The organism is Rhodosalinus halophilus (assembly GCF_003298775.1).
GTDB lineage: Bacteria > Pseudomonadota > Alphaproteobacteria > Rhodobacterales > Rhodobacteraceae > Rhodosalinus > Rhodosalinus halophilus.
Genome location: NZ_QNTQ01000011.1, coordinates 86,678 through 109,944 on the forward strand (window position 1 = coordinate 86,678; position 23,267 = coordinate 109,944).

The 23,267-nt window shown below is 69.4% G+C and carries 25 protein-coding genes, 1 tRNA gene and 1 riboswitch; of the genes, 4 read left to right on the forward strand and 22 right to left on the reverse strand.

Translation table 11 applies throughout. The annotated features are described in order from the left end of the window. Positions 1-123: 123 nt before the first annotated feature. Positions 124-1,908, reverse strand: coding sequence for a 30S ribosomal protein S1 (gene rpsA, locus DRV85_RS12765; RefSeq protein ID WP_275401722.1), 1,785 nt, complete (start codon positions 1,906-1,908; stop codon positions 124-126). A gap of 202 nt (positions 1,909-2,110) precedes the next feature. Between rpsA and DRV85_RS12770 the strand changes: the two genes are divergently transcribed. Together DRV85_RS12770 and DRV85_RS12775 are read left to right on the forward strand one after the other, a co-directional pair. Next, positions 2,111-2,407, forward strand: a complete 297-nt coding sequence (locus DRV85_RS12770) for a hypothetical protein (RefSeq protein WP_113289864.1) — start codon at positions 2,111-2,113, stop codon at positions 2,405-2,407. 72 nt (positions 2,408-2,479) lie between these two features. Continuing rightward, positions 2,480-3,031: a hypothetical protein gene (locus tag DRV85_RS12775; protein WP_113289865.1), complete on the forward strand. Its 552-nt coding sequence runs from the start codon at positions 2,480-2,482 to the stop codon at positions 3,029-3,031. Between the two features lie 16 nt (positions 3,032-3,047). On the opposite strand, the gene DRV85_RS12780 is transcribed toward DRV85_RS12775, so the two are convergent. The 13 genes from DRV85_RS12780 to miaB form a co-directional block, all read right to left on the reverse strand. Then, complete coding sequence (locus tag DRV85_RS12780; protein WP_113289866.1) at positions 3,048-3,656, reverse strand: (d)CMP kinase; 609 nt, start codon at positions 3,654-3,656, stop codon at positions 3,048-3,050. 12 nt (positions 3,657-3,668) lie between these two features. Next, positions 3,669-4,148 carry a hypothetical protein gene (locus tag DRV85_RS12785; RefSeq protein WP_113289867.1) on the reverse strand — a complete coding sequence of 160 codons (480 nt, stop codon included), beginning with the start codon at positions 4,146-4,148 and terminating at the stop codon, positions 3,669-3,671. Further along, entirely contained in the window at positions 4,145-5,503 is a 1,359-nt protein-coding gene (aroA, locus tag DRV85_RS12790) for a 3-phosphoshikimate 1-carboxyvinyltransferase (RefSeq protein WP_113289868.1), read from the reverse strand. The genes DRV85_RS12785 and aroA overlap by 4 nt, the downstream gene beginning before the upstream one ends. A 132-nt stretch (positions 5,504-5,635) precedes the next feature. After that, entirely contained in the window at positions 5,636-6,346 is a 711-nt protein-coding gene (gene trmB, locus DRV85_RS12795; protein WP_113289869.1) for a tRNA (guanine(46)-N(7))-methyltransferase TrmB, read from the reverse strand. A 10-nt stretch (positions 6,347-6,356) separates the two neighbouring features. Then, complete coding sequence (gene nadE, locus DRV85_RS12800) at positions 6,357-7,403, reverse strand: NAD(+) synthase (protein WP_113289870.1); 1,047 nt, start codon at positions 7,401-7,403, stop codon at positions 6,357-6,359. A gap of 78 nt (positions 7,404-7,481) precedes the next feature. Beyond that, a complete protein-coding gene (gene metK / locus DRV85_RS12805; RefSeq protein ID WP_113289871.1) occupies positions 7,482-8,648 on the reverse strand; it encodes a methionine adenosyltransferase in 1,167 nt (388 codons plus the stop codon). A 6-nt stretch (positions 8,649-8,654) separates the two neighbouring features. After that, positions 8,655-8,703: riboswitch (SAM-SAH riboswitch) on the reverse strand. Positions 8,704-8,746: 43 nt separating this feature from the next. Then, the gene (lnt, locus tag DRV85_RS12810; protein WP_113289872.1) at positions 8,747-10,264 is read right to left on the reverse strand and encodes an apolipoprotein N-acyltransferase; all 1,518 of its coding nucleotides are present in this window, start codon (positions 10,262-10,264) and stop codon (positions 8,747-8,749) included. Next, positions 10,257-11,147 (reverse strand): hemolysin family protein, encoded by an 891-nt coding sequence (locus DRV85_RS12815; RefSeq protein WP_113289873.1) that lies wholly within the window; start codon positions 11,145-11,147, stop codon positions 10,257-10,259. The genes lnt and DRV85_RS12815 overlap by 8 nt, the downstream gene beginning before the upstream one ends. Before the next feature lie 36 nt (positions 11,148-11,183). Then, positions 11,184-11,711: an rRNA maturation RNase YbeY gene (gene ybeY, locus DRV85_RS12820; protein ID WP_113289874.1), complete on the reverse strand. Its 528-nt coding sequence runs from the start codon at positions 11,709-11,711 to the stop codon at positions 11,184-11,186. After that, entirely contained in the window at positions 11,711-12,676 is a 966-nt protein-coding gene (locus tag DRV85_RS12825) for a PhoH family protein (RefSeq protein WP_113289875.1), read from the reverse strand. The genes ybeY and DRV85_RS12825 overlap by 1 nt, the downstream gene beginning before the upstream one ends. Before the next feature lie 133 nt (positions 12,677-12,809). Next, entirely contained in the window at positions 12,810-13,106 is a 297-nt protein-coding gene (locus DRV85_RS12830; protein WP_113289876.1) for a hypothetical protein, read from the reverse strand. 11 nt (positions 13,107-13,117) lie between these two features. Continuing rightward, the gene (locus DRV85_RS12835; RefSeq protein ID WP_420820920.1) at positions 13,118-13,744 is read right to left on the reverse strand and encodes an OmpA family protein; all 627 of its coding nucleotides are present in this window, start codon (positions 13,742-13,744) and stop codon (positions 13,118-13,120) included. A 251-nt stretch (positions 13,745-13,995) separates the two neighbouring features. Continuing rightward, positions 13,996-15,324, reverse strand: a complete 1,329-nt coding sequence (gene miaB / locus DRV85_RS12840) for a tRNA (N6-isopentenyl adenosine(37)-C2)-methylthiotransferase MiaB (RefSeq protein WP_113289877.1) — start codon at positions 15,322-15,324, stop codon at positions 13,996-13,998. Between the two features lie 102 nt (positions 15,325-15,426). Between miaB and DRV85_RS12845 the strand changes: the two genes are divergently transcribed. Beyond that, positions 15,427-16,296 (forward strand): glycosyltransferase family protein, encoded by an 870-nt coding sequence (locus tag DRV85_RS12845; protein ID WP_113289878.1) that lies wholly within the window; start codon positions 15,427-15,429, stop codon positions 16,294-16,296. A 124-nt stretch (positions 16,297-16,420) separates the two neighbouring features. Here DRV85_RS12845 and DRV85_RS12850 read toward each other — a convergent pair whose 3' ends face one another. The 3 genes from DRV85_RS12850 to fabA are packed head-to-tail and all read right to left on the reverse strand — an operon-like array spanning position 16,421 to position 18,986. Beyond that, positions 16,421-17,212 carry an enoyl-ACP reductase FabI gene (locus DRV85_RS12850; protein ID WP_113289879.1) on the reverse strand — a complete coding sequence of 264 codons (792 nt, stop codon included), beginning with the start codon at positions 17,210-17,212 and terminating at the stop codon, positions 16,421-16,423. A 9-nt stretch (positions 17,213-17,221) separates the two neighbouring features. Next, on the reverse strand, positions 17,222-18,451 hold the full coding sequence (gene fabB, locus DRV85_RS12855) for a beta-ketoacyl-ACP synthase I (protein ID WP_113289880.1): 1,230 nt from the start codon (positions 18,449-18,451) through the stop codon (positions 17,222-17,224). Between the two features lie 22 nt (positions 18,452-18,473). Then, complete coding sequence (fabA, locus tag DRV85_RS12860) at positions 18,474-18,986, reverse strand: bifunctional 3-hydroxydecanoyl-ACP dehydratase/trans-2-decenoyl-ACP isomerase (RefSeq protein ID WP_113289959.1); 513 nt, start codon at positions 18,984-18,986, stop codon at positions 18,474-18,476. 174 nt (positions 18,987-19,160) lie between these two features. On the opposite strand from fabA, the gene irrA reads away from it, so the two are divergent. Then, entirely contained in the window at positions 19,161-19,577 is a 417-nt protein-coding gene (irrA, locus tag DRV85_RS12865; protein ID WP_113289881.1) for an iron response transcriptional regulator IrrA, read from the forward strand. 18 nt (positions 19,578-19,595) lie between these two features. On the opposite strand, the gene DRV85_RS12870 is transcribed toward irrA, so the two are convergent. From DRV85_RS12870 to DRV85_RS12890, 5 genes are all read right to left on the reverse strand, one after another. Continuing rightward, entirely contained in the window at positions 19,596-21,236 is a 1,641-nt protein-coding gene (locus tag DRV85_RS12870) for a sulfatase-like hydrolase/transferase (protein WP_275401723.1), read from the reverse strand. A gap of 81 nt (positions 21,237-21,317) precedes the next feature. After that, entirely contained in the window at positions 21,318-22,040 is a 723-nt protein-coding gene (locus DRV85_RS12875; protein ID WP_113289882.1) for an MBL fold metallo-hydrolase, read from the reverse strand. Positions 22,041-22,078: 38 nt separating this feature from the next. Beyond that, positions 22,079-22,164, reverse strand: a tRNA-Leu gene (locus DRV85_RS12880). A gap of 38 nt (positions 22,165-22,202) precedes the next feature. Beyond that, complete coding sequence (locus DRV85_RS12885) at positions 22,203-22,730, reverse strand: tetratricopeptide repeat protein (protein ID WP_113289883.1); 528 nt, start codon at positions 22,728-22,730, stop codon at positions 22,203-22,205. A gap of 47 nt (positions 22,731-22,777) precedes the next feature. Beyond that, the gene (locus DRV85_RS12890) at positions 22,778-23,263 is read right to left on the reverse strand and encodes an Lrp/AsnC family transcriptional regulator (RefSeq protein WP_233495508.1); all 486 of its coding nucleotides are present in this window, start codon (positions 23,261-23,263) and stop codon (positions 22,778-22,780) included. Positions 23,264-23,267 lie beyond the last annotated feature (4 nt).

A 23,267-nucleotide genomic window follows, 5' to 3' on the forward strand; every position in this document is an offset into this window, starting at 1 on the left:
AATGGCCGGGATTCGGCGATGGGGAAGGCAACGGACCGAGGCGTCGGAGGTTCGGACCGCACAAGACAAGGCCCCCCGCGGGGAAGCGGGGGGCCTCGTTCGGTTCGATTCGCCGCGCGTGGCTCAGTTGTCGCCCTTCAGCGCGGCGCCCAGGATGTCGCCCAGCGAAGCGCCCGAGTCCGAGCTGCCGTACTGTTCGACGGCCTCCTTCTCCTCGGCGATCTCGCGCGCCTTGATCGACAGGCCCAGGCGGCGCGTCTTGGGATCGACGTTGGTCACGCGGACATCGACCTTGTCGCCCACCGAGAACCGCTCGGGGCGCTGCTCGGAGCGGTCGCGCGAGAGGTCGGAGCGGCGGATGAAGCTCTTCATCCCCTCGTATTCCACCTCGATGCCGCCGTCCTCGATCGCGGTGACCACCACCGTGATGACCGAGCCGCGCTTTACACCGCCCACGGCCTCGGCGAACTTGTCGCCGCCCACGGCCTTGATCGAGAGCGAGATGCGCTCCTTCTCGACGTCCACTTCCTGAACGACGGCCTTGACCACGTCGCCCTTCTTGTACTCCTGGATCGCCTCCTCGCCGCGCTGGTCCCAGCTGAGGTCGGAGAGGTGCACCATCCCGTCGATGTCGCCCGGCAGGCCGACGAAGAGGCCGAACTCGGTGATGTTCTTGACCTCGCCCTCGACCTCGGTGCCCGGCGGGTGCGTCTCGGCGAAGACCTCCCAGGGGTTGCGCATGGTCTGCTTGAGACCCAGCGAGACGCGGCGCTTGGCCTGGTCGATCTCGAGCACCATGACCTCGACCTCCTGGGAGGTGGAGACGATCTTGCCCGGATGGACGTTCTTCTTGGTCCAGCTCATCTCGGAGACGTGGACGAGGCCCTCGACCCCCGGCTCCAGCTCCACGAAGGCGCCGTAGTCGGTGATGTTGGTGACGCGGCCGGTGTGCACCGAGCCCAGCGGATACTTCGCGGCCACCAGATCCCAGGGATCCTCCTGCAGCTGCTTCATGCCGAGGCTGATGCGGTGGGTCTCCTTGTTGATCTTGATGACCTGGACCTTCACCGTCTCGCCGATCGACACGATCTCGGAGGGGTGGTTGACGCGGCGCCAGGCCATGTCGGTGACGTGCAGCAGGCCGTCCACGCCGCCGAGATCGACGAAGGCGCCGTATTCGGTGATGTTCTTCACCACGCCGTCCACGACGTCGCCTTCCTTCAGCTTGGCGATCACCTCGGCACGCTGCTCGGCGCGGCTCTCTTCCAGGATCGCGCGGCGCGAGACCACGATGTTGCCGCGGCGGCGGTCCATCTTGAGGATCTGGAAGGGCTGCTTGAGGCCCATCAGCGGCCCGGCGTCGCGCACCGGACGCACGTCCACCTGGGAGCCCGGCAGGAAGGCCACGGCACCGCCGAGATCGACGGTGAAGCCGCCCTTGACGCGGCCGAAGATCGCGCCCTCGACGCGCTCGTCGTTCGCATAGGCCTTTTCCAGCCGGTCCCACGCCGCCTCGCGGCGCGCCATTTCACGGCTCAGCACCGCCTCGCCCCGTGCGTTCTCGGGCGAGCGCAGATAGACCTCGACCTCGTCGCCGACGCTGATGTCGGGCGCCTCGCCGGGGCTTGCGAATTCCTTGAGATCGACGCGGCCTTCCATCTTGTAGCCGACGTCGATGATGGCCTGGCCCGCCTCGATGGCGATGACCTTGCCCTTGACGACACTGCCCTCGGTGGGCGTGTCCATTTCGAGGCTTTCGTTCAGGAGGGCCTCGAACTCCTCCATGCTTGCGTTCTGAGCCATGTGGCTGTCGGTTTCCTTCGCTTCGGTTTCTCTGGCCTGGCGGTTGTCTCCGCCGGTCTTTCGGCTGGTTCTGGCGTGCTCAAAAACGAAAGAGGGCCGGTGCACCCGACCCTGCCCGTCTCCTTCGTCTCCGGCTGTGACCGCCGTTTCGACTGCGCGTCCTTACCCCGTCTCGCCGCTGCAGGCAAGCCCCTCGGCCGCGCCGATAGACAGCCTGCGGGCCCGGCGGTTATCGACGGCCGTTCATTATTGACAGGCGCGACTGCCCTGATCAGAAGATTCCAGCGACCTTGCCGAGGGCTCCGTCATGCGACACGCTCTGCTCGCGCAACTGGCGCAACTGATCGAAGTGGTCGATGCCATGCAGTCCGATCTCGGATTGTCTGATCTCTCGACCACTGAGCGCACGGTTCTGCTGGCCGTCTGCGCGACCGCGACGGACACCGACGAGGGGCTGATCGGCCGGACCGAGGCCGCGCGCGAGCATCCGATCGCGCGGAAGATGTCGCAACCGACCTTCCACCGCGCCCTCCGTCGCCTGATCCAGCGCGACCTGGTCTGCAAGTCGGACCGCGGCCCAGGGCACTATCGCATCAAGCTCTGAGGGTGGCCACGGCCATCACACGGACGTTACAATTGCGTCGCGGCCAGTTCAGGGCCGCGCAGCGGAGTGCGCATGGACCTGCTCGTCAAGACGGCCATCCACAGCATGGCGTTGCTGCTGGCTGCGCTGATCACGTGGCACGTCATCCAGCCGCTGCAACACTACGCGCTCGGCGCGTCCCTTGCTGGCACGCTCCTCTTCCTGCCTTTCGGGGTCAAGGTGATTTCCGCCTTTTTCGAGGGCTGGCGCAGCGTGCTCTTTCTGATGCCGGGTGCAATCGCCGCCAACGCCATGTTCTGGCAGCTTCCCTTCGACCAGGCGACGACCTGGCTCGCCATCGTCGCGAGCTACAGCATCGCACCAGCCTGCTTCTCCGTCGCGGACGTGATCCTGCGACAGGACCGGCGCGAGACGAACGCGCATCTGAGCTGGCGGCTGATCATCCTGTGCGGGCTGGCTTCGTCCATCCTGGGCGCGCTGCTGCTCAACCTGATCCTCTCGCGCGCCTCCGCCCTTTTTGGACGCCTGGACGCATTTCTCTCCTTCGCCATCGGCGACTTTCTGGGCCTGATCGCCGTGCTGAGCGCCGTCACCCTCGCCGTGCGGCTCTGGCGGCTCCGGTAGCGGGCGCCAGCCCGGGTCAGGCGCCGGCGCGTTCGACGAGCGCGACGGCAGCCGCCACGGCCTCGTCGATGCCGATCCTCGTCGTGTCCAGCCGCACCGCGTCCTCGGCCGCCCGCATCGGCGCGTCGGACCGGCCAGCGTCGCGCGCGTCGCGGGCGCGGATATCCTCCAGCACCTCGTCGAGCGTGACCGCGTGCCCACCGGCCACCAGATCGCGCAGGCGCCGCTCGGCACGGACCTCGGCGTCCGCTGTCACGAAGATCTTCACCGGCGCCTCGGGACAGATCACGGTGCCGATGTCGCGGCCATCGAGCACGGCGCCACCCTCGCGCGCGGCGAAGGCGCGCTGGAAGTCGACGAGCGCCGCCCGCACCTCCGGGATCGCCGCGACCTTGGAGGCCGCCTGCGCGGCCTCCGGCCCCCGGAGCCCGTCCGCCTCGAGATCCTCGGCGCGCAAGGACTGCGCCGCCTCGATCGGATCTTCGCCGTCGAGCATCCGCCGGCCGACCGCGCGGTAGAGCAGCCCGGTATCGAGATACCCCAGCCCGAAATGCGCCGCCAGCGCCCGGCCGATCGTGCCCTTTCCGCTCGCCGCCGGACCGTCGATCGCGATTGTCAGCCCCATGACCGCTCTCCCTCAGCGCCGCCGCCAGACCATCCAGACGAGCGCGACCGACATCGCCAGCAGCGCGAACTTGCCCTGCGTGACCGCGCTCGCGCCCTGCACCATGTCCGGCGTCAGGCCCTCCGGCCCCGCGGCGATCATCTCCCGCACGCGCGCGTTCTCCCACAGGTCGGCGAGACTGTAGACCAGGGGCAGCGGCGCCAGCCAGGGGCGGCCGAGCCGCCAGAGCAGCGCGCCCAGGAACGCGCCCAGAAGAAGCGGAAAGACGGTGTCGAGCCTGGCGACCGGACCCGACCAGATGCGCCTGCCCTCCTCGGTCAGCGCCGCGAGATACGTGCGCGCGGCCGTCCCGTCGTACCCCATGATGCGAATATCGAAAGGCCACAGCCCACCGGCCTCGGGCAACAGCCGGAACACGCCGACCCAGAGCAGCGCTGCATAGACCGCGGCCGCGGCGAGCCCGAGCCCCCAGAGCGCGGCGCGCGGGATCATGCGGCCGAGGCCTCGGCCCCGATCTCCGCACCGAGCCCGCGCATCAGTTCCGGAAAACCGGGGAAGGAGGTCGCGATCGGCCCCGCATCGTCCACCGTCACCGGCGCGCGCGCGGCCAGACCCAGCACGAGAAAGGACATGGCGATGCGGTGGTCGAGATGGCTGGCCACCGTGGCGCCGCCGGGCACGCCGCGCGCGCCGCGGCCGTGCACGATCCACCAGTCGTCGCCCTCCTCGACCTCGACGCCGCAGGCGCGCAGACCCGCGGCCATGGCGGCGATCCGGTCGCTCTCCTTCACGCGCAGCTCGCCCACGCCGCGCATCACCGTCGGTCCCTCGGCGCAGGCGGCGACCGCGGCGAGCACCGGGTATTCGTCGATCATCGACGCGGCGCGCCCGGCCGGCACCTCGACCCCGCGAAGCGCGGGCGAAAAGCGCGCGACCAGATCGGCCACAGGCTCTCCCCCTTCCTCCCGAGCCTCCTCGAAGGCGAGCTCCGCGCCCATCTCGCGCAGCGTCTCGTAGAGCCCGGCGCGGGTTGGGTTGAGGCCGATGCCCGGCACCCGGACCTCCGAGCCCTCCGCGATCAGCGCGGCGCAGACGGGAAAGGCCGCGCTCGACGGGTCGCGCGGGACGACCAGCGTCTGCGGGCGCAGTTCCGGCTGGCCCGTGAGCGTGACGACGCGCCCCTCCTCGGTGTCCGTCACCGTGACCTCCGCGCCGAAGCCGCCCAGCATCCGCTCGGTGTGATCGCGCGTCGCCTCGCGCTCGATCACGACGGTCTGGCCGGGCGCGTTGAGGCCCGCCAGAAGCACGGCGGACTTCACCTGCGCGGAGGCCACGGGCAGCGCATAGCGCACCGGGACGGGATCGCGCGCGCCCAGCACCGTCATCGGGAGCCGCCCGCCCGCGCGGCCCAGCATCCGCGCGCCGAAGAGCGCGAGCGGATCGGTGACCCGCGCCATCGGGCGCTTCACGAGGCTCGCGTCGCCGGTGAAGGTCGCGGCGATCGGCGTCGTCGCCATCGCTCCCATGATCAGCCGCACGCCCGTGCCCGAGTTGCCGCAGTCGATCACGCGGTCGGGCTCGGCGAAGCCGCCGACCCCCACGCCCTGCACGCGCCAGCGGCCCGGTCCCTCGCGCACCGCTTCGGCGCCGAAGGCGCGCATCGCCTCGGCCGTGTCGAGCACGTCCTGCCCCTCGAGCAGCCCCTCGATCCGGGTCTCGCCCACGGCGAGTGCGCCGAGGATCAGCGCACGGTGGCTGACCGACTTGTCGCCGGGCACCTGCGCCACGCCTCGCAGCGGCGCGCCCGCGCGCGCGGTCATGGGCTGGGGCTCGCCTGTGGCGGACATGGCGCCTCCGTCGTGGTCGCGGCCTTCGATAGCCGAGGGCGCGAAGGGCGTCCAGCGAACACGACTTTTCGTGCGAAAAGTCTTGGGAGCGGGGGCATCCGAAGATTCTTCGTACGAAAAAACTTCTTCGCGTCAGCGGCGACGGAAGGTGAGATAGTGCGGCCGCCGCCCTTCGCGCAGCGCCTTGCGCTCGTAGCGGGTGGGCAGCCAGTCGTCCCAGGGCTCGCGCCAGTCGGCGGGCCGTTGGGCCAGCCATTCGAAGCCGTGGCGCGGCACTTCCTCCAGCGTCTGCCGGACGTAGTCGGGGATGTCCGTGGCGATCCGCAGCTCGGCGCCCGGCGCCATCGCCCGCGCGAGCGGCGCGAGATGCTCGGGGGTGACGAAACGCCGGCGGTGGTGCTTCTTCTTTGGCCAGGGATCGGGATAGAGCACGAAGGCCCGCGCGATGGACCCGGCGGGCAGCACGTCGAGCAGATCGCGCACGTCGCCGGCATGAATGCGCAGGTTGCTCACGGCCGCCTTGCGGATCTTGCCAAGCGCCGTCGCCACGCCGTTGACGAAGGGCTCGGCACCGATGATGCCCACTTCGGGGTGGCGCATGGCCTGGTGCACCATGTGCTCTCCCGCGCCGAAACCCACCTCGAGCCAGACGGGTCGCCCGCTGAAAAGCGCCGCCGGATCGAGCGGCTCGCGCCCGGGGTTCTCGTCCCGGCCGACCGGGCCGGGCGCGAGACGCGGCAGATCCTCCTCGAGCCAGCGGCGCTGATTGGGCTTGAGGGGCTTGCCGTGGATGCGCCCGTAGAAATTGCGCCAGGGCGCGCCGGTTGCATTCGTGTCGCTCATCGGCGGCGATCTATCCGCCGCGGCGCACCGGCGCAACGGCCTCCCCGGCGTCGTCGATCCGCAACGGCGAACCGAATCGCCCGCTCACCGGCGCCGGCTCATGCGGGGACTGCCGCTTCCACTCGGAGAGGGTCATTAGGTCACGGATATCCTCGGCCTCGTCGCGCGCGACACCGAGCGCTGCGATCTGCTCGGGGCCGTCGCCGCGGTCGAGGGCGTCCGCCACCAGGTCGATCACCGCATAGTCATGGCCGATCCCGAATTCGTCGGTGACGCCGCGCGCCATATCGGGCGAGGGGCGCTGCGCGCGCACCGACTCTGGCAGCTCCAGCGCCTCGGCGAGGTCGCGAACCTGCGTCTTGTAGAGCTCGGCCATCGGCATCAGCGGCAGATCGTCGATGCCGTCCTTCACGAACCACCCGACGCGGCACTCGGAGAGGTTCGCCGCGCCCACCAGCGTGAGCCCGCGCTCGCGCGCCATCTGCTCGAGCAGCGCGCGCCGGTGGATGTGCCTGTGCTGGAAGCTCTCGTCCACATGGCGCATCGAGAAATCGAAGATCAGCCGCTTGTACCATGGGCGCAGGCGTTCGCCGCCCCCGGCGCGCAGGGCGGACTTGAACGGGTTCTCGCGGCAGATCGTCCGGTAGAACCAGGTACTGGCGGGCGCGACCAGCGACGAGAGCCGCAGAAGCTTCAGAAAGAGCGGCGCATAGACCCGCCGGGCCTGCATCGCGCGGGTAATGTCGGCGATCTCGAGCGAAATGCCGAGGCCCGCGGCGACATCCCGCGCATGTCGCGCGATGCGCGGGTCGCTGTCGCGGTCGCTCAAATACACGGCGAAGACCGCGTCAGGCCCGAGCGCACGCACCGCGAGGGCGGCGAGCACGCAGGAGTCGAGCCCGCCGCTGAGGCCGAGAAGGATTCCGCCGGAGCCCTGCCGCGCGCGTTGCGCCGTCAGCCAGTCACCGATCCCGGCGATCGCACGCTCCGTGTCGATCCGCAGCCGAGCGTGCGCAAGGCGCGCGAGTTCCGTGGCATCTGCATCGCGCGGCGGCATGGCACCCTCCCTGACTGGCTGCGAGATCTCCAGATCTCCAGTCTAGGGCGGACCCGCAGGCCGCTGCATTGACGGCCGTCACACGGCGTTCTTCAGCGCCTCTGCAAGATCCGTCCGCTCCCAGGAGAAGCCGCCGTCCGCCTCGGGCTCGCGCCCGAAATGCCCGTAGGCGGCCGTGCGCGCATAGATCGGGCGATTGAGCATCAGGTGCTCGCGGATGCCGCGGGGGCTCAGGTCCATGACCTTGGGGATGGCCTGCTCGATCGCCGCGTCGTCCACCTCTCCTGTCCCATGGGTGTCGACGTAGATGGACAGCGGCCGGGCCACGCCGATCGCGTAGGACAGCTGCAGCGTGCAGCGCCGGGCCAGCCCGGCGGCGACCACGTTCTTGGCGATGTAGCGCGCTGCATAGGCGGCCGAGCGGTCCACCTTGGTCGGATCCTTGCCCGAGAAGGCGCCGCCGCCGTGCGGCGCGGCTCCGCCGTAGGTGTCCACGATGATCTTGCGGCCGGTGAGGCCCGCGTCCCCGTCGGGGCCGCCGATCACGAAGGTTCCGGTCGGATTGATCCACCACTCGGTCTTGTCGGTGATCCACTGGGCCGGCAGCACCTCGCGGATGTAAGGCTCGACGATGGCGCGGATGTCGTCCGAGGTCTGGCCTTCGTGGGCATGCTGGGTGGAGAGCACGACCTGCAGCACCTCGGCCGGCTTGCCGTCCTCGTAGCGCATCGTCAGCTGGCTCTTGGCGTCGGGGCGAAGCTCGGGCTCCTTGCCCGACTTCCGCGCGTCCGCCAGCCGGCGCAGGATCTTGTGAGCATACTGGATGGGCGCCGGCATCAGTTCGGGCGTCTCGTCCACGGCGTAGCCGAACATGATCCCCTGATCGCCCGCGCCGTCCCTGTCGACGCCCTGCGCGATGTGGGCGGATTGTTCGTGCAGGAAGTTCAGCACGTGGCAGGTGTTCCAGTGGAACTTCTCCTGCTCGTAGCCGATTTCCTTGATGCAGTCGCGGGCGATCTGGCCGAAGCGGCCCATGTAGTTCTTCAGCAGTTCGGGATCTGACAGCCCAACCTCGCCGCCGATCACCACGAGGCCGGTGGTCGCGAAGGTCTCGCAGGCGACGCGGGCGTTGGGCTCTTCCGCCAGCAGGGTGTCCAGAATCGCGTCCGAAATCCGGTCGCAGACCTTGTCGGGGTGGCCCTCGGAGACGGATTCCGAGGTGAAGATGTAATTGCCGCGCGCCATGGGAGATGCTCCATTGGGGTTGTCCCGCCACGCCAGGAAGCCGTTGTGACGGTCGTTTGTTACTGATGGACGGGGCGTAGTCGGCCCCCGGGGAAAGGTCAACGGCTTTCCGCCCCGCGCCGCAGCCAGCCCAGGCCCAGAAGCAACAGCACGGCGACCACGGCGGGCCAGCCACCGGTGCGCGCGTAAAGCGTGGGCGACAGCGGCGCCGGGATCGGCGTGTCGACATAGCCCGCTTCGCCCAGCGGAATGGAGTCGAGCACCCGCCCATGCGCGTCGATCGCGGCGGAGACGCCGGTATTGGCCGCCCGGAGCACGGGCAGTCCCTGCTCGACGGCGCGCAGGCGCGCCTGCGCCAGATGCTGATACGGACCGGAGAAGGTGCCGAACCAGGCGTCGTTGGTCAGATGCAGCAGCATCGCGGGCCGCTCGGGTGCGCCGGCTGCGTCCTCGGGGAACACCGCCTCGTAGCAGATGAGCGGCAGCCCCCGGCCCAGCGGGCCGAGATCGAGGGTGCGGGGGCCGGGGCCGGGGGTGTAGCCCGCGTCGGCCCGCGCGGCGAGGCCGGTTATCCCGAGACGCCGCCAGAACGCGGGAAAGGGCATGTACTCTCCGAAGGGCACCAGGTGATGCTTGTCGTAGACATCCTGCGCCTCGCCTTCCGGCCCGATCAGGACGGCAGAGTTGTAGTAGCGACCGCCCTCGCTGCGCTGGATGCCCAGCACCACGGGCGCGCCGCCGGCCGCCTCGGCGATATGGGCGAGCGGCTCATCGGCGCGCTCGAGCAGGCCGGGCAGCGCCGTCTCGGGCCAGAGAACGAGATCCGGCTGCGGCGCGGCCATCGTGAAACTCACCTGCCGGGCGTAGAAGACGGGGATGTGATCGGGATCCCATTTGTCGCGCTGCGGGGCGTTGGGCTGGATCAGGCGCACGGTTTCGGGCCGCGGCTCGGGCAGCGGGCGCGCCTCGCGCGCGAGCCCCCCGGCCCAGAGCGCGGCCAGACCGCTTGCCAGAAGCGCCGCCCCGGCGACCCGCCGCCCCGCCGCCCAGAGCGCGACGGGCAGAAGCGCCAGCGCGAAGGTGACGAGGCCGAGCCCGTGCGGCCCGACCCAGGCCGCCCATTGCATGACCGGCGTGCCGATCCAGGCATGGGCCGGCATCGCCCAGGGAAAGCCGGTGAAGAGATGTGCGCGCGCGAGTTCCGCCAGCGCGAGCGCGGCGACGAGGCCGACCATCCCGAGCCGGAGCCGCGCGGCCGCCCAGCCGGCGGCCGCCCAGAAGAGCGCGAGGCCCATCGCCAGGAAGATCAGCGCGAAGGGCGCCATCCAGCCGTAGAGCTCCGGCTCGACGAAGAAGGGCTCCACGATCCAGTGCAGCGCGACCCCGAAATACCCGGTTGCGAAGAGGAAGGCCGTCATGGCGGCCGCACGCGCGGTTGGCGCCGCGCGCCAGAGCGCCGCGAACGCGGCCAGTCCGAGAAGGGTGAGCGGCCAGATTTCGAAGGGCGCGAGGCCGAGCGCGCCCGCGGCGCCCGCGCCTGCCGACGCCACGAGCCGGAGCACACCGGCCCGTCTCGGCAGCCCCGCCGTCAGCGCCGGCGCCGCGCCGTCAGGCATCCGAGGGCGAGGGTACGCGGACCCGCAGGCGCTTGATCCGCCGCGGATCGGCGTCCACCACCTCGAACTCGACGCCGGCGGGATGCTGCACCACTTCGCCGCGCGCCGGCACGCGCCCCGAAAGCATGAAGACCAGCCCGCCCAGGGTATCGACCTCTTCGGGGTCGATCTCCTCGGCCTCGGAGAGGCTGATGCCGAGCTCCTGCTCGAACTCCTCGACCGGCGTGCGCGCCTGCGCGAGGTAGCAGCCCGCCTTCTCGCGCACCCAGAGGCTGTCCTCGTCGGTGTCGTGCTCGTCCTCGATCTCGCCGACGACCTGTTCGATGAGATCCTCGATGGTCAAGAGGCCGTCCACGCCGCCGTATTCGTCGATGACCAGCGCCATGTGCCGCCGCTCGGTCTGCATCTTGGTGAGCAGCACGCCGATCGGCATCGAGGGCGGCACGTAGAGCAGCGGACGCAGCAGCGCCTCGAGATCCACCGTCTGCCCGTCGCCGTTGAAGCCATGCCGCAGCGCGAAGTCCTTGAGATGGAGCATGCCCACGGGCGTATCCAGCGTGCCGTGATAGACCGGCAGGCGCGTGAGCCCGCTTTCTCGGAACACCTGCACCAGCTCGTCGCGGCTTATCGTGTCGGGGATCGCCACGATCTCGGCCTTGGGGATCGCCACGTCCTCAACCCGCAGGCGGCGGAGATTGATGAGCCCGTGTTTCTGGGGCCGTTCGGCGGGCGTGCCGTTGGCATGGGCCTCCGCCCCGTCCTCCTCGCCCGCAGCAGGGCTCAGGACATCGAGCAGGCGCCGCCAGAGCCCGCCGTCACCTTGGTGTGGGGAGTCCTCCCGCGCGCCCTGCGCCGCGCTAGAGGAGTCGTCGCTTCCGTCCATTTCTCTCGTTCCAGATCGCGGCCTCGGGGCCGCCCGTCATGAATATGGGTCAGCCATACCCATTTTGCCAAGTATCTCGGTCTCGAGGCGTTCCATGCGTGTGGCATCGGCCTCGGTTTCGTGATCGTAGCCGAGAAGGTGCAACACGCCATGAACGACGAGATGCGTCGCGTGGTCCGCCAGCGGCTTTCCGCCGGTCGCGGCCTCGCGCGCGCAGGTGTCGTAGGCGATCGCGATGTCGCCCAGTTCGGGCGCATCCCCGGACGGCGGCTGAGGCGCCGCGCCGGGCCGCTCGGGCGAGAGATCCTCGGCGGGCCAGCTCAGCACGTTCGTGGGCGCGGGCTTGCCCCGGAACGTCGCGTTCAGCTCCGCGATGCGCGCATCGTCGCAGCCGAGGATCGCGACCTCCCATGCCGCCGGGTCGAGCCCCAGATGCGCGAGCGCCGCCGTCACCGCGCGCCCGGCCAGCCGCGGCAGCCCCGCCGCCTCCCAGCGGGGATCCTCGACGAGGACATCCACCCCCGACGCCGCCGCCTCCTCCGACTGCCCGGCCAAAGGCTCCATCAGCCCGGCGAGTCGGCGTCGTAGGCGTCGATGATCGCGGCGACGAGGGGGTGGCGGACCACGTCCCTGGCGGAGAAGTAGTTGAAGGAAATCGAGGGAATGCCGCGCAGGATACGCTCCGCGTCGGCCAGCCCCGAGGTGATGCCGCGCGGCAGGTCCACCTGGCTGCGGTCGCCGGTGACGACCATGCGCGATCCCTCGCCCAGCCGGGTGAGGAACATCTTCATCTGCATCGAGGTGGCGTTCTGCGCCTCGTCCAGCACCACGAAGGCGTTGGACAGCGTCCGCCCCCGCATGAAGGCGAGCGGCGCGATCTCGATTGTCTTCTCCTCCATCAGTCGCGCCGCCTGCTTGCCGGGCAGGAAGTCGTTCAGCGCGTCGTAGAGCGGCTGCATGTAGGGATCGACCTTCTCGCGCATGTCGCCGGGCAGGAAGCCCAGACGCTCCCCCGCCTCGACCGCAGGGCGCGAGAGGATGATCCGGTCCACCTTGCCGGCCAGATACATCGACACGCCGACGGCGACGGCGAGATAGGTCTTGCCGGTGCCCGCCGGACCGATGCCGAAGGCGAGCTCATGCGTGAAGAGCGCGGCGACATAGGCGCGCTGCGCGTCGGTACGCGGCTCGACCAGCTTCTTGCGCGTCTTGATCTCGACCGGACCCGCGCCGAACATCTCGAGCTGGTCGCCCGGCGCCTGGCCGAGCCGCAACTCGCGGTCGATGTCGGCACGCTCGACGCTGCGGCCCTGCTCGAGCCGGCGGTAGAGCGATTCGAGCACCTCGACGGCCTCCTGCCGGGCCGCGTCCTCTCCGATCACGGCGAGCTGGTTGCCCCTGCGCATGATCTGGACGTGAAGCTTGGCCTCTATCTCCGCGAGATGCCTGTCATGTTCGCCGCAAAGGTCGATCAGCAGCCGGTTGTCGGGGAATTCGACGAGCGCCTCGGTCAGGGTGCCTGTGCTCACGCATGTCTCCTAGGGCGGGGCTTCGGCGACAGGGTGCCAAGCGCTTCGCGACATTGCAACTCGACAGGCCGCACTGCCGCGGCCGCCCGGAAGCTTCCCGGGCGGCCGCGCGCAATTTCGTCGCACCTGCCGCTCAGAGCAGGTCCGGGATCGACGAGCCTTCCTTGTAGGGGCCTGTCGCGACGTTGGGTGGCGCGACGCCGGAGCAGACCGGCTTGCCGTAGCGGTCGAGCCGACGGACCATGTAGCCCTCGACCCCGTCGTCGGCGATCCAGGTGTCGCAGCCGGTGGGATCGACCCAGATGCCCCATTCGAGCTCGGAGAGATTCTTGGCGTCGATGCCGCGGTCGCGCGACTTGTCGGGCCCCACGGAGCAGGCGGCGAGGCTGGCCGCGGCGGCGGCCAGGACGGCGAGTTTGATCGTCTTCATGGCGGCCCCCCTCAACGCACGCACAGGATTTCGACGCGGCGGTTCTGCGCCATGCCCTCGGCGGTGGCGTTGGTCGCCCGCGGCTGGCGTTCGCCGTAGCCGCGCACGTCGATCACCCGCGCGCCGGAGTCGAGCGCCACGGCCGCAACGGAATTCGCCCGGCGATACGAGAGGCGCATGTTGTACTCGTCCGAGGCGCGCGCGTCCGTGTGGCCGACGATGATGTAGCCGAAGGCCGTCGCCTCCTGGAAGAACTCGCGCAGCCGCTGCTTGCCGGCGTGGCTGATGTGCCAGCTGTCGGTGGCGAAGAACTGATCGGTGTTCATCACGCCACAGACGTTGATTTCGCGGCACACGGGCGTGCCGTCCCGGCGCACGTGCTCCACCGCGTACCCCTCGGCGCCGTCGTCCATCACCCAGACCTCGCAGCCATCGGGCGTGATCGAGATGCCCGGGCGGTACCGCTCGCCCCGCACGACGCGCTGGTTCTGCGCCGCGATCACCGGCGTGCCGCCCAGCGCCTGCGCGCGCTCCGGCTGATCCGCCTGCGCCCCCCCGGCTGCGACGATGACGCTGGCAAGCGTCAGCGCCGCTCCGGCGGCAGCGGCGCGCAGGGCCCCTGCTAATGCTTTCGCCACGGCTTCTGTCCCTTTCGTTTCTATTTCCCCCACGCGCGGGCTCGGGACCACGACAGGGCGCTGCCCCAAACCCACTATAATCAAGAGATTAACAAAGCCGCGCGGCCTGTGAAGCGAAAACCGCCGCACAAGATGCGCCGGCCACGCCGCCCGGCCCCGGGAAACGCATCGTCGCCCGTTTGGAAACGGTCATGTGGATCGTCCGGGAAACGGCAGAGACTCAGCGGCTTCCCAGTCGGTGTGAATGTGGATCACGCCTCCACAAGCTCGCCGGAGAGCGAATTCGGATGGCTCTCGGTAATGCGGACCCGCGCGATATCGCCCACCGAGATCGCAGGATCGGTGACGTGCACGGCATGCAGATACTCGGATTTGCCGGCCATCTGACCCGCGAATCTGCCCGGCTTCTCGAAGAGCACCGAGACCTCGCGCCCCACCATCGCCTCCTGCACCGCGCGCTGCTGGCGCGCGAGCAGCGCCTGAAGCCGCTCGAGCCGCGCCTGCGCCACCTCCGGGTCCACCTGTGCGCGCTCCGCGGCGGGCGTGCCCGGCCGCGGCGAATACTTGAACGAGAAGGCGTAGCCGTAGCGCACCTCCTCGATCAGTTCGAGCGTCGCCTGGAAATCCGCCTCCGTCTCCTCCGGGAAGCCCACGATGAAATCGCCCGAGATCAGGATGTCGGGCCGGGCGGCGCGGATGCGTTCGATCAGGCGGATGTAGCTCTCGGCGGTGTGCTTGCGGTTCATCCGCTTCAGGATGCGGTCGCTGCCCGCCTGCACGGGCAGGTGCAGATAAGGCATCAGCTTGTCACAGTCGCCGTGCGCCGCGATCAGGTCGTCGTCCATGTCGTTGGGATGCGACGTGGTGTAGCGGATCCGCTCGAGCCCCTCGACCTCCGCCAGCGCGCGCACGAGCCAAGCGAGCGACCATTCGCGCCCGTCCGGCCCCTCGCCATGGTAGGCGTTGACGTTCTGGCCCAGAAGCGTGACCTCGCGCACGCCGCGCGCCACGAGATCGCGCGCCTCGGCGAGCACGCGCGCGGCCGGGCGGCTGACCTCCGCGCCGCGGGTGTAGGGCACCACGCAGAAGGCGCAGAACTTGTCGCAGCCCTCCTGCACGGTGAGAAAAGCCGTCGGCCCGCGCGTCGCCTTCGGCCGCTGCGGCAGGTGGTCGAACTTGTCCTCGGCCGGGAACTCCGTCTCGACGGCGCGGCCGCCCTCGCGCAGCTTCGCCTCGAGCGCGGGCAGGCGGTGATAGCTCTGCGGCCCGATCACCAGATCGACCATCGGCTGCCGGCGCATCATCTCCTCGCCCTCGGCCTGCGCGACGCAGCCCGCCACCCCGATCTTCAGGTCGGGCCGGGCGGCCTTGAGCGGCTTGAAGCGGCCGAGCTCGGAATAGACCTTCTCCGCGGCCTTCTCGCGGATGTGGCAGGTGTTGAGCAGGATCATGTCCGCGTCGTCCGGGCTGTCGGTCGGGACGTAGCCCGCCGGCGCGAGCGCCTCGGCCATGCGCTCGCTGTCGTAGACGTTCATCTGACAGCCATAGGTGCGGACGTAGAGTTTGCGCGGCTCGGTCATCTGGGAGGCTCCTCATCGGCCCGCGCGTCTCTAGCGCGAAACCCCGCGCTCTTGCAATGTGGCGCCGCTTTGCGGAGCGTGAGTCGGGGACAGGGACAGAAGATGCGATACGACAGTCTCGACGACTTTCTCGCCCGGGGGCAGGACGCGCTGACGCGCGGGCCGGTGGCCGTCGTCGTGGTCGAGGACGCGGCCGAGATCGACACCACCCTGCGCCATCACCAGCAACTCGGCTTCAGGGCGCTGCTCGCGCTGATGCCCGACGACTTCGCGCTGGCGCCCGATCTGCTGGACGCGGTGCACCGCATCCGCTTCGACCCCTACGCCGAGGGCGCGCTGCAGGCGGCCGTCGCCCGGCTGAACGATGCGGCGCCGGGCATCTGGTTCTACTACTGCTACAACGCCGAATACCTCTTCTACCCTTTCTGCGAGACGCGCACCATCGGCGAGATGCTGGCCTTCCATGCCGAAGAGCGGCGCGACGCGATGCTCACCTACGTCATCGACCTCTACGCCCCCGATCTGGAGCGCGCGCCCGACGCCGTCTCGCTCGACCACGCCATGCTGGACCGCTCGGGATACTACGCGCTCGCCCGGCTCGACCCGGACAACCACAACCACCCGAAGGAACGGCAGCTCGACTTCTTCGGCGGGCTGCGCTGGCGCTTCGAGGAGCATGTGCCGCCGGAGCGCCGCAAGATCGACCGCATCTCGATCTTCCGGGCGAAGCCGGGGCTGCGGCTGCGCACGGATCACACATTCTCGGACGAGGAATACAACACCTACGCCTGCCCCTGGCACAACAACCTCACGGCCGCAGTCGCCTCGTTCCGCACGGCCAAGGCGCTGCGCGCCAACCCCGGTTCGCGCTACGACATCACGAGCTTCCGCTGGCGCAACTCCGTGCCCTTCGAGTGGCACTCGCGCCAGTTGCTGGACCTCGGGCTGATGGAGCCGGGGCAGTGGTTCTGACCGAAGCGCGCGGAGGCACCGCCGCATGGGTATTTGCTGACCATTGAAAGGCGCGAAACGCGCGCACCTCTTTCAATGGTTCTCAAATACCCAAACCCGGCCTCGGGGGCCGGCGCGCGGCCTGTCAGAGGTTCTCGAGCTGCGGCATGCCGAGGACGTGAAAGCCGCCGTCCACGTGCACGATCTCTCCGGTCGTGAAGGCGCCTGCGTCGGAAACGAGCCAGACGGCCGTGCCGCCCACCGCCTCCAGCGTCGCGTTCGACCGCATCGGCGCGTTCGTCGCGGTGTGCTTGTAGGTCCGCCGCGCGCCGCCGATGGCCGCCCCTGCGAGGGTCTTCATCGGGCCGGGCGAGATCGCGTTGACGCGGATGCCTTCGGGGCCGAGGTCGTTGGCGAGATAGCGCGTCGCCGCCTCGAGGGCGGCCTTGGCCACGCCCATCACGTTGTAGCTGGGCACCACCTTGTTCGAGCCCTGATAGGTCAGGGTGATGAGCGCGCCCCCGTTGTCCTTCATCAGCGGCTGGGCGCGGCGGGCCACGTCGATGAAGGAATAGGCCGAGATGTCGAGCGAATGCTTGAAGTTGTCGCGGGTGGTGTTGATGAAGCGACCGGTCAGTTCCGACTTGTCGGAATAGGCGATGGCGTGCACGAGGAAGTCGATCGTCGGCCAGCGCGCCGCCAGCGCCTCGAAGGCCGCGTCCATCGCCGCGTCGTCGGTCACGTCGCAGTCGAGCAGGATGTCCGAGCCGACCGAGGCCGCCAGCGGCTCGACCCGCTTGCCGAAGGCCTCGCCCTGATAGGTGAAGGCGAGCTCGGCCCCGGCGGCGTGCATGGCCCGTGCGATGCCCCAGGCAATCGAGCGGTCGTTGGCGACGCCCATGATCAGACCGCGTTTGCCTGCAAGCTGTTCCGCCATCGCCCGCCCCTACCCGTGATACTTGCTCAGCAGCATCGACCCGTTGGTGCCGCCGAAACCGAAGCTGTTGGTCATCACCGTGTCCAGTCCCGCGTCGTCGACCCGCACGGTCGCGATCTCACCCGGCCGGATGCCGGGATCGAGCGTCTCGACGTTGATCGAGGGGGTGATGAAATCATGCTCGAGCATCAGCAGGCAGTAGATCGCCTCCTGCGCCCCGGCCGCACCCTGGCTGTGGCCGGTCATCGACTTGGTCGAGCTGATGGGTGGCGTCGCGCCCTCGCCCCAGATGCGACGCACCGACTCGACTTCGCCGACGTCGCCCACCGGCGTCGATGTGCCATGCGCGTTGATGTAGCCGACCTTGCGATCCTCCGGCAGCGTCTGAAGCGCGAGGCGCATCGCCCGCTCGCCGCCCTCGCCGGACGGCGCGACCATGTCGTGCCCGTCCGAGGTGGCGCCGTAGCCGGTGACTTCGGCGTAGATCTTCGCACCGCGCGCCTTCGCGCGTTCCAGATCCTCCAGCACGACGATGCCGCCGCCGCCCGAGATCACGAAGCCGTCGCGATCGGCGTCGAAGGCGCGGCTGGCGCGCTCGGGCCTGTCGTTGAACTTGGCGCTCATCGCACCCATCGCGTCGAAGAGGCACGACAGCGTCCAGTCGAGCTCCTCGCCGCCGCCGGCGAACATCACGTCCTGCTTGCCCATCATGATCTGTTCGGCGGCGTTGCCGATGCAGTGCAGCGAGGTCGAGCAGGCCGAGGTGATCGAGTAGTTGATCCCCTTGATGTGGAAAGCCGTGGCGAGGTTGGCGCTGATCGTCGACGACATGCACTTCGGCACGGCGAAGGGGCCGATGCGCTTGGGGCTGCCTTTTTCAAGGACCGTCTGATGCGCAGCCAGCATCGCCGAGGTGGACGGTCCGCCCGAGCCGGCGACGAGGCCGGTGCGCTCGTTCACGATGTCGGCCTCTTCCAGCCCCGCGTCGGCGATGGCCTGTTGCATCGCGATATGCGCATAGGCCGCCCCCGGCCCCATGAAGCGCAGCGTCCGCTTGTCGACATGCGCGCTCACGTCGAGGTCGATCGCGCCCGCGATCTGGCTGCGAAAGCCGTGCTCCTTCATCTCCGCGTTGGCGGTGATTCCGGAGCGCCCCTCGCGGAGCGATTGCAGAACCTCGGCGGCGTTGGTCCCGATGGACGAGACGATGCCGAGCCCGGTGACGACGACACGGCGCATGGGCGCACTCCTCTGCGGCGGTTCAGACCTCGGCGGTGGCGAGTCCCACCTTCATGTCCCTGACCTCGCAGACGGTTTCCCCGTCCGCCTCGACCCGCCCGTTGGCGACGCCCATCTTGAGCCGACGCTCGATCACGCGGGTGAAGTCCACGACGTAGCGCACGAGCCGGCGGTCCGGGCGCACCATGCCGGTGAGCTTCACCTCGCCCGCGCCCAGCGCGAAGCCCTGCCCCTGCCAGCCGCGCCAGCCGAGATTGAATCCGGTCAGCTGCCAGAGCCCGTCGAGCATCAGGCAGCCGGGCATGACCGGGTTGCCGGGGAAATGACAGGCGAAGAACCACAGGTCGGGGTGGATGTCGAGCTCGGCTATGACATGGCCCTTGCCGTGCGCGCCACCGTCGGCGCTGACATCGGTGATCCGGTCCATCATCAGCATCGGAGGCTCGGGGAGCTGGGCGTTGCCGGGGCCGAAAAGCTCCCCGCGCGCGCATTGCAGCAGACCCTCCTTGTCGAAGCTGGTGGGATAGTCCGCCATCCGGGCGTGCTCCTCGATGCTGGTCTGCATGGCTGGTTTCCCCTATCACCGGCCCGAAGGGTCCTGCAAGTGCGTGCGGCATGGCGCGAAGGCCATAAAAGAACGGCGTTTTCCGTTGAAACATGCCGCCTTCGCGCTCTATATTGCGTCAGTGTGGACGAAAGGCGAGGCCATATGACACCCGAGGCGACGAACCGCGGGGCGGAATGGTTGTCCGGCGCCGGGCTGCGCCCGACGCGGCAGCGGTTGACGCTGGCGGCACTGCTTGTCGGTGACGGCCGCAACAGGCATGTCACGGCCGAAAGCCTTTTCGCCGCTGTTCAGGACAGCGGCGAAAAGGTGTCGCTGGCGACCGTCTACAACACGCTGCGCGCCTTCTGCGACGCGGGACTGATGAAGGAGATCACCGTGGACGGGTCGAAGAGCTACTTCGACACCAACACGCATGATCACCCGCATTTCTTTTGGGAAGACGACGGCCGCCTCTCGGATGCCCCGCACGACGAGCTCGAGATCACCCGCCTTCCGTCGGCGCCCGAGGGTGCCGAAATCTCGAAGGTCGATGTCGTGATCCGGCTGCGCCGCCGCTGATCGCCTCCGGGCCGGGCGTCAGCCGGTCGGAATGTCGTGGCGGTAGGGCGCCACAAAGGCGTCGGGGATTTCCCTCTCGTCGTAGACGCCGATCAGAATACCCTTCGGCATCGCGCCCGAGCGCATGCGCCGGTCGAGTTGCGCGTCCGACTGGGTAATGCGCTGTGAATCGCGTCGCGCCCAGCGCGCAAGATGCTCGTACATCCGCGCAATCACCCCGGCGTGGGCCGGATCGCCGCCGAGGTCGGTCAGCTCCTGGGGGTCGGCCGCCCGGTCGAAGAGCATGGGCCGGAACCCGCCCTCGGCGTGCACGAACTTCCATCGATGGTCGGCCAGCATGAAGAGCCGCGCGTCCCGAGCGGAGACGCCGAGCTTCTCGCGCACGGGCGTGTGGGCGTAGTTGTATTCGCTGACCGCGACCTCGCGCCAGTCCTCGGGCGCCTCGCCGCGCAGGAAGGGCATCAGCGAGCGGCCCTCGACGATGTGGCGCGGCACCTCTCCGCCGGCCATCTCGATGAAGGTGGCCGGCAGGTCGATCGCCTCGACCAGCGCATCGCAGGTCGTGCCGCGGGTGGCGTCGGCCTCGGGCGAGGGATCGTGAATGATGAGCGGCACCTTCACCGAACAGTCGTGAAAGAGATCCTTCTCCCCCATCCAGTGATCGCCCAGATAGTCGCCGTGGTCCGAGGTCAGCACGATGACGGTGTCGCGGTCCCTCCCCGTCTCCTCCAGCCAGTCGAGCAGGCGGCCGAGTTGCGCGTCGGCCTGCGCGATCAGGCCCATGTAGGCGGGGATCACCGTTTCGCGCACCTCGTCGCGGGAAAAGCTCTGGGCCACACGGTTCTCCATGAAGGCGGCATAGACGGGGTGCGGATGCTCGCGCTCCGCCTCCGAGCGCACCGCAGGCAACACGTGCTCCGGCCCGTAGAGGTCGTGCCACGGCGCGGGAACGATGTAGGGCCAGTGCGGTTTGATGTAGCTCAGATGAGCGCACCAAGGACCGCTCGCCTGCTCCATGAAGTCGATGGCCCGGTCGGTGAGCCACGGCGTCTCGCTGTCCTCGTCGCGGATGTTGGCGGGCTTCGCGGCGTTCCTCATGAACCAGCCCGATGCCACCTGATTGCCCTCGAGCCCGGCGTTGGCGAAATCGGCCCAGGGGTTCTCGCCCGGATAACCCCTGGCCTTGAGATACTCGTTGTAGGGCGACCGGCGCGTGTCGTAGGCGCCTTCGGCGCCGTTGGTCCACAGCCCGTCGTCGCGGATCCAGACGTCGAAGCCGCATTCGGCCTGCCGCGCGCCGATCACGCTGTCGGGCGCGAGACCGAGGCGCGCCATCCCTTCCGCGTCCACGGTCATGTGCGTCTTGCCGATCAGCCAGCAGCCCATGCCGAGCGCGCGCAGGTGATCGCCCATGGTGATCTCGCCCACGCGCAGCGGATAGTTGTTGTTGGCCGCGCCGTGCGAATGCACGTAGCGGCCGGTATAGGTGGACATGCGCGACGAGCCGCAGACCGGCGACTGCGCGTAGGCCTCGGTGAAGCGCACCCCCTTCGCCGCCACGCGGTCGAAATTCGGCGTCTTCAGATGCGGATGGCCGTAGCAGCCCAGGTAGTCGAACCGGAGCTGGTCGTACATGACAAAGAGGATGTTGCGGGCCACGCGCCCCTCCCTGATCGCGGCGGGCGGAGGCTAGACCGCGACGCCGCGCGGGACAAGTCGGAGAGGCAGGCGCCGCGCGCGTCAGCGCAGCACCCGCGTCATCCCGTCCACCGCCACGCTGACCGCGACGCCGCGCGCGCGCCCCCAGTCCCGCAGCCGCGCGTCGATCGCGGCGGCGTCGCCCTCGACGATCTGCGTGCCGCAATGGGTGACGATCGCCTCCGGCACGCCCTCCTGCTCGCACCAGGTGAGCTGGGTGCGCACCGGCGTATGCCCGATCAGGTGCGCGCCGCGCTTGCGCACCATCGACCGGTCGAGCGTCGCACCATCCCCGATATAGAGGTGGCAGCCCGCGAGCGCCGCCTCCCGCGCGTGGATGTAGACCAGGTCGGGACCGTAGAAGATCGTGACCCGCCCGGCCGAGACGCGATAGCCCACGGCGGGGCAGCGGGTGGAATGCTCCACCTCGAAGGCCTCGAAGCAGATGCCCTCGATCCCGGTCGGCCTGTGCGGCGTCACGACGGCGCGGCGATCGATCGGATAGCCGCCAATGTCCTCCCATGTCGCATCGGTGGCGTGCACGGGGCACGGCGCGCCGTCCTTCAGACCCCAGGCGTGGTCGGGGTGCGCGTGAGTGAGCAGGATCGCATGAGGATCGACGTCTTCGATCCGGCCGCGCCAGTCCGCGCCGCAATCGATCATCACACGCCTGTGGTAATACTCGACCAGAAGCGCGCTGTGCATCCAGTGCGCCGCCGTCCGCGCCTCGATCTCGCCGCGGGTGCCGAGAAAGGTGAGCTTCATGGGCCCTCAACTCCACGCACCCTGGCAGGGTTTGGCGCTGGTGCCCGCGGCGAGATTCGAACTCGCACGGCCTATCGGCCTGGGGATTTTAAGTCCCCTGTGTCTACCGTTCCACCACGCGGGCCGGGGGTGACCATAACGGGGCCGCCGGCGGCGGGGAAGTCAGAGCTCCTCGCCCTTCAGAAGGCTCCGCTCGGGCAGCCACGGGTTGAGCGCCAGCGCCGCGCGCAGCACTGCCTGCGCCTCCGCCTCGCGGCCCAGCGCCGTCAGCGTCAGCGCCTTGCCCGAGAGCGCGCCGAGGTGGCGCGGGGACCGCTCCAGCGCCGCGTTCAGGTCGTCGAGCGCGGCGGTGAAGTTCTGGTTCAGGTAGTGCACGAAGGCGCGCTGGTTCCAGCCCTCGGCCCAGTCGGGGCAGTAGTCGATCAGCCGGTCGAAGGCCTGCAGCGCGCCCAGCAGGTCCCAGCTTTCGCGCATCCGCATGCCGCGGGTGAGCACCGCCTGCGCCGCCTCGTCCGGCGCGTCGGTGTAGAGTTCCCAGGCGCGGTCGTTGAGCGGCTGCGCGGTGGCCGGATCGGGCGCGGCCTGCATCCGGTCGTAGAGCTTCGAGAGCGCCTCGGAATGATCGGGCGGCGGCGGGCACTCGGCCAGCGCGGGGCCGGCGAGCAGGACAAGGGCGATGAGGGCACGCATGGAACAAGCATCCCCGCCCCTGCCCCGCCGATCAAGACACATGCGCGTCAGCCGGCATCGACCGGCCCGCTCTCCTTCACCGCCTGCATGGCGACGTAGGTGGAGGTATTGGCGACATGCGGCAGGGTCGAGATGCGCTCGGCCAGCACGGCGCGATAGGCGCGCATGTCGGGCGTGCGCACCTTGAGCAGGTAGTCGAAGCTGCCGGCGATCAGATGCGCCTCCTCGATCTCGGGCACCGCTGCCACGGCGGCGTTGAAGGCTTCGAGCGCCGCCTCGCGCGTGTCGGTGAGCTTGACCTCGACGAAGGCCACATGCTCGCGGTTCAGCCGGATCGGGTCGAGGATGGCGCGGTAGCCGCGAATCACGCCCGTGCTTTCCAGCCGCTTGAGCCGCGCCTGCACCGGCGATTTCGACAGTCCGACGCGACGGGCGAGGTCCGTGACGCTCACCCGACCGTCGCGGGCGAGTTCATCCAGAATCGCACGGTCGAAGCTGTCCAGCCCGCCCGATACCCGTTCATCCTGCGCCAAGGAG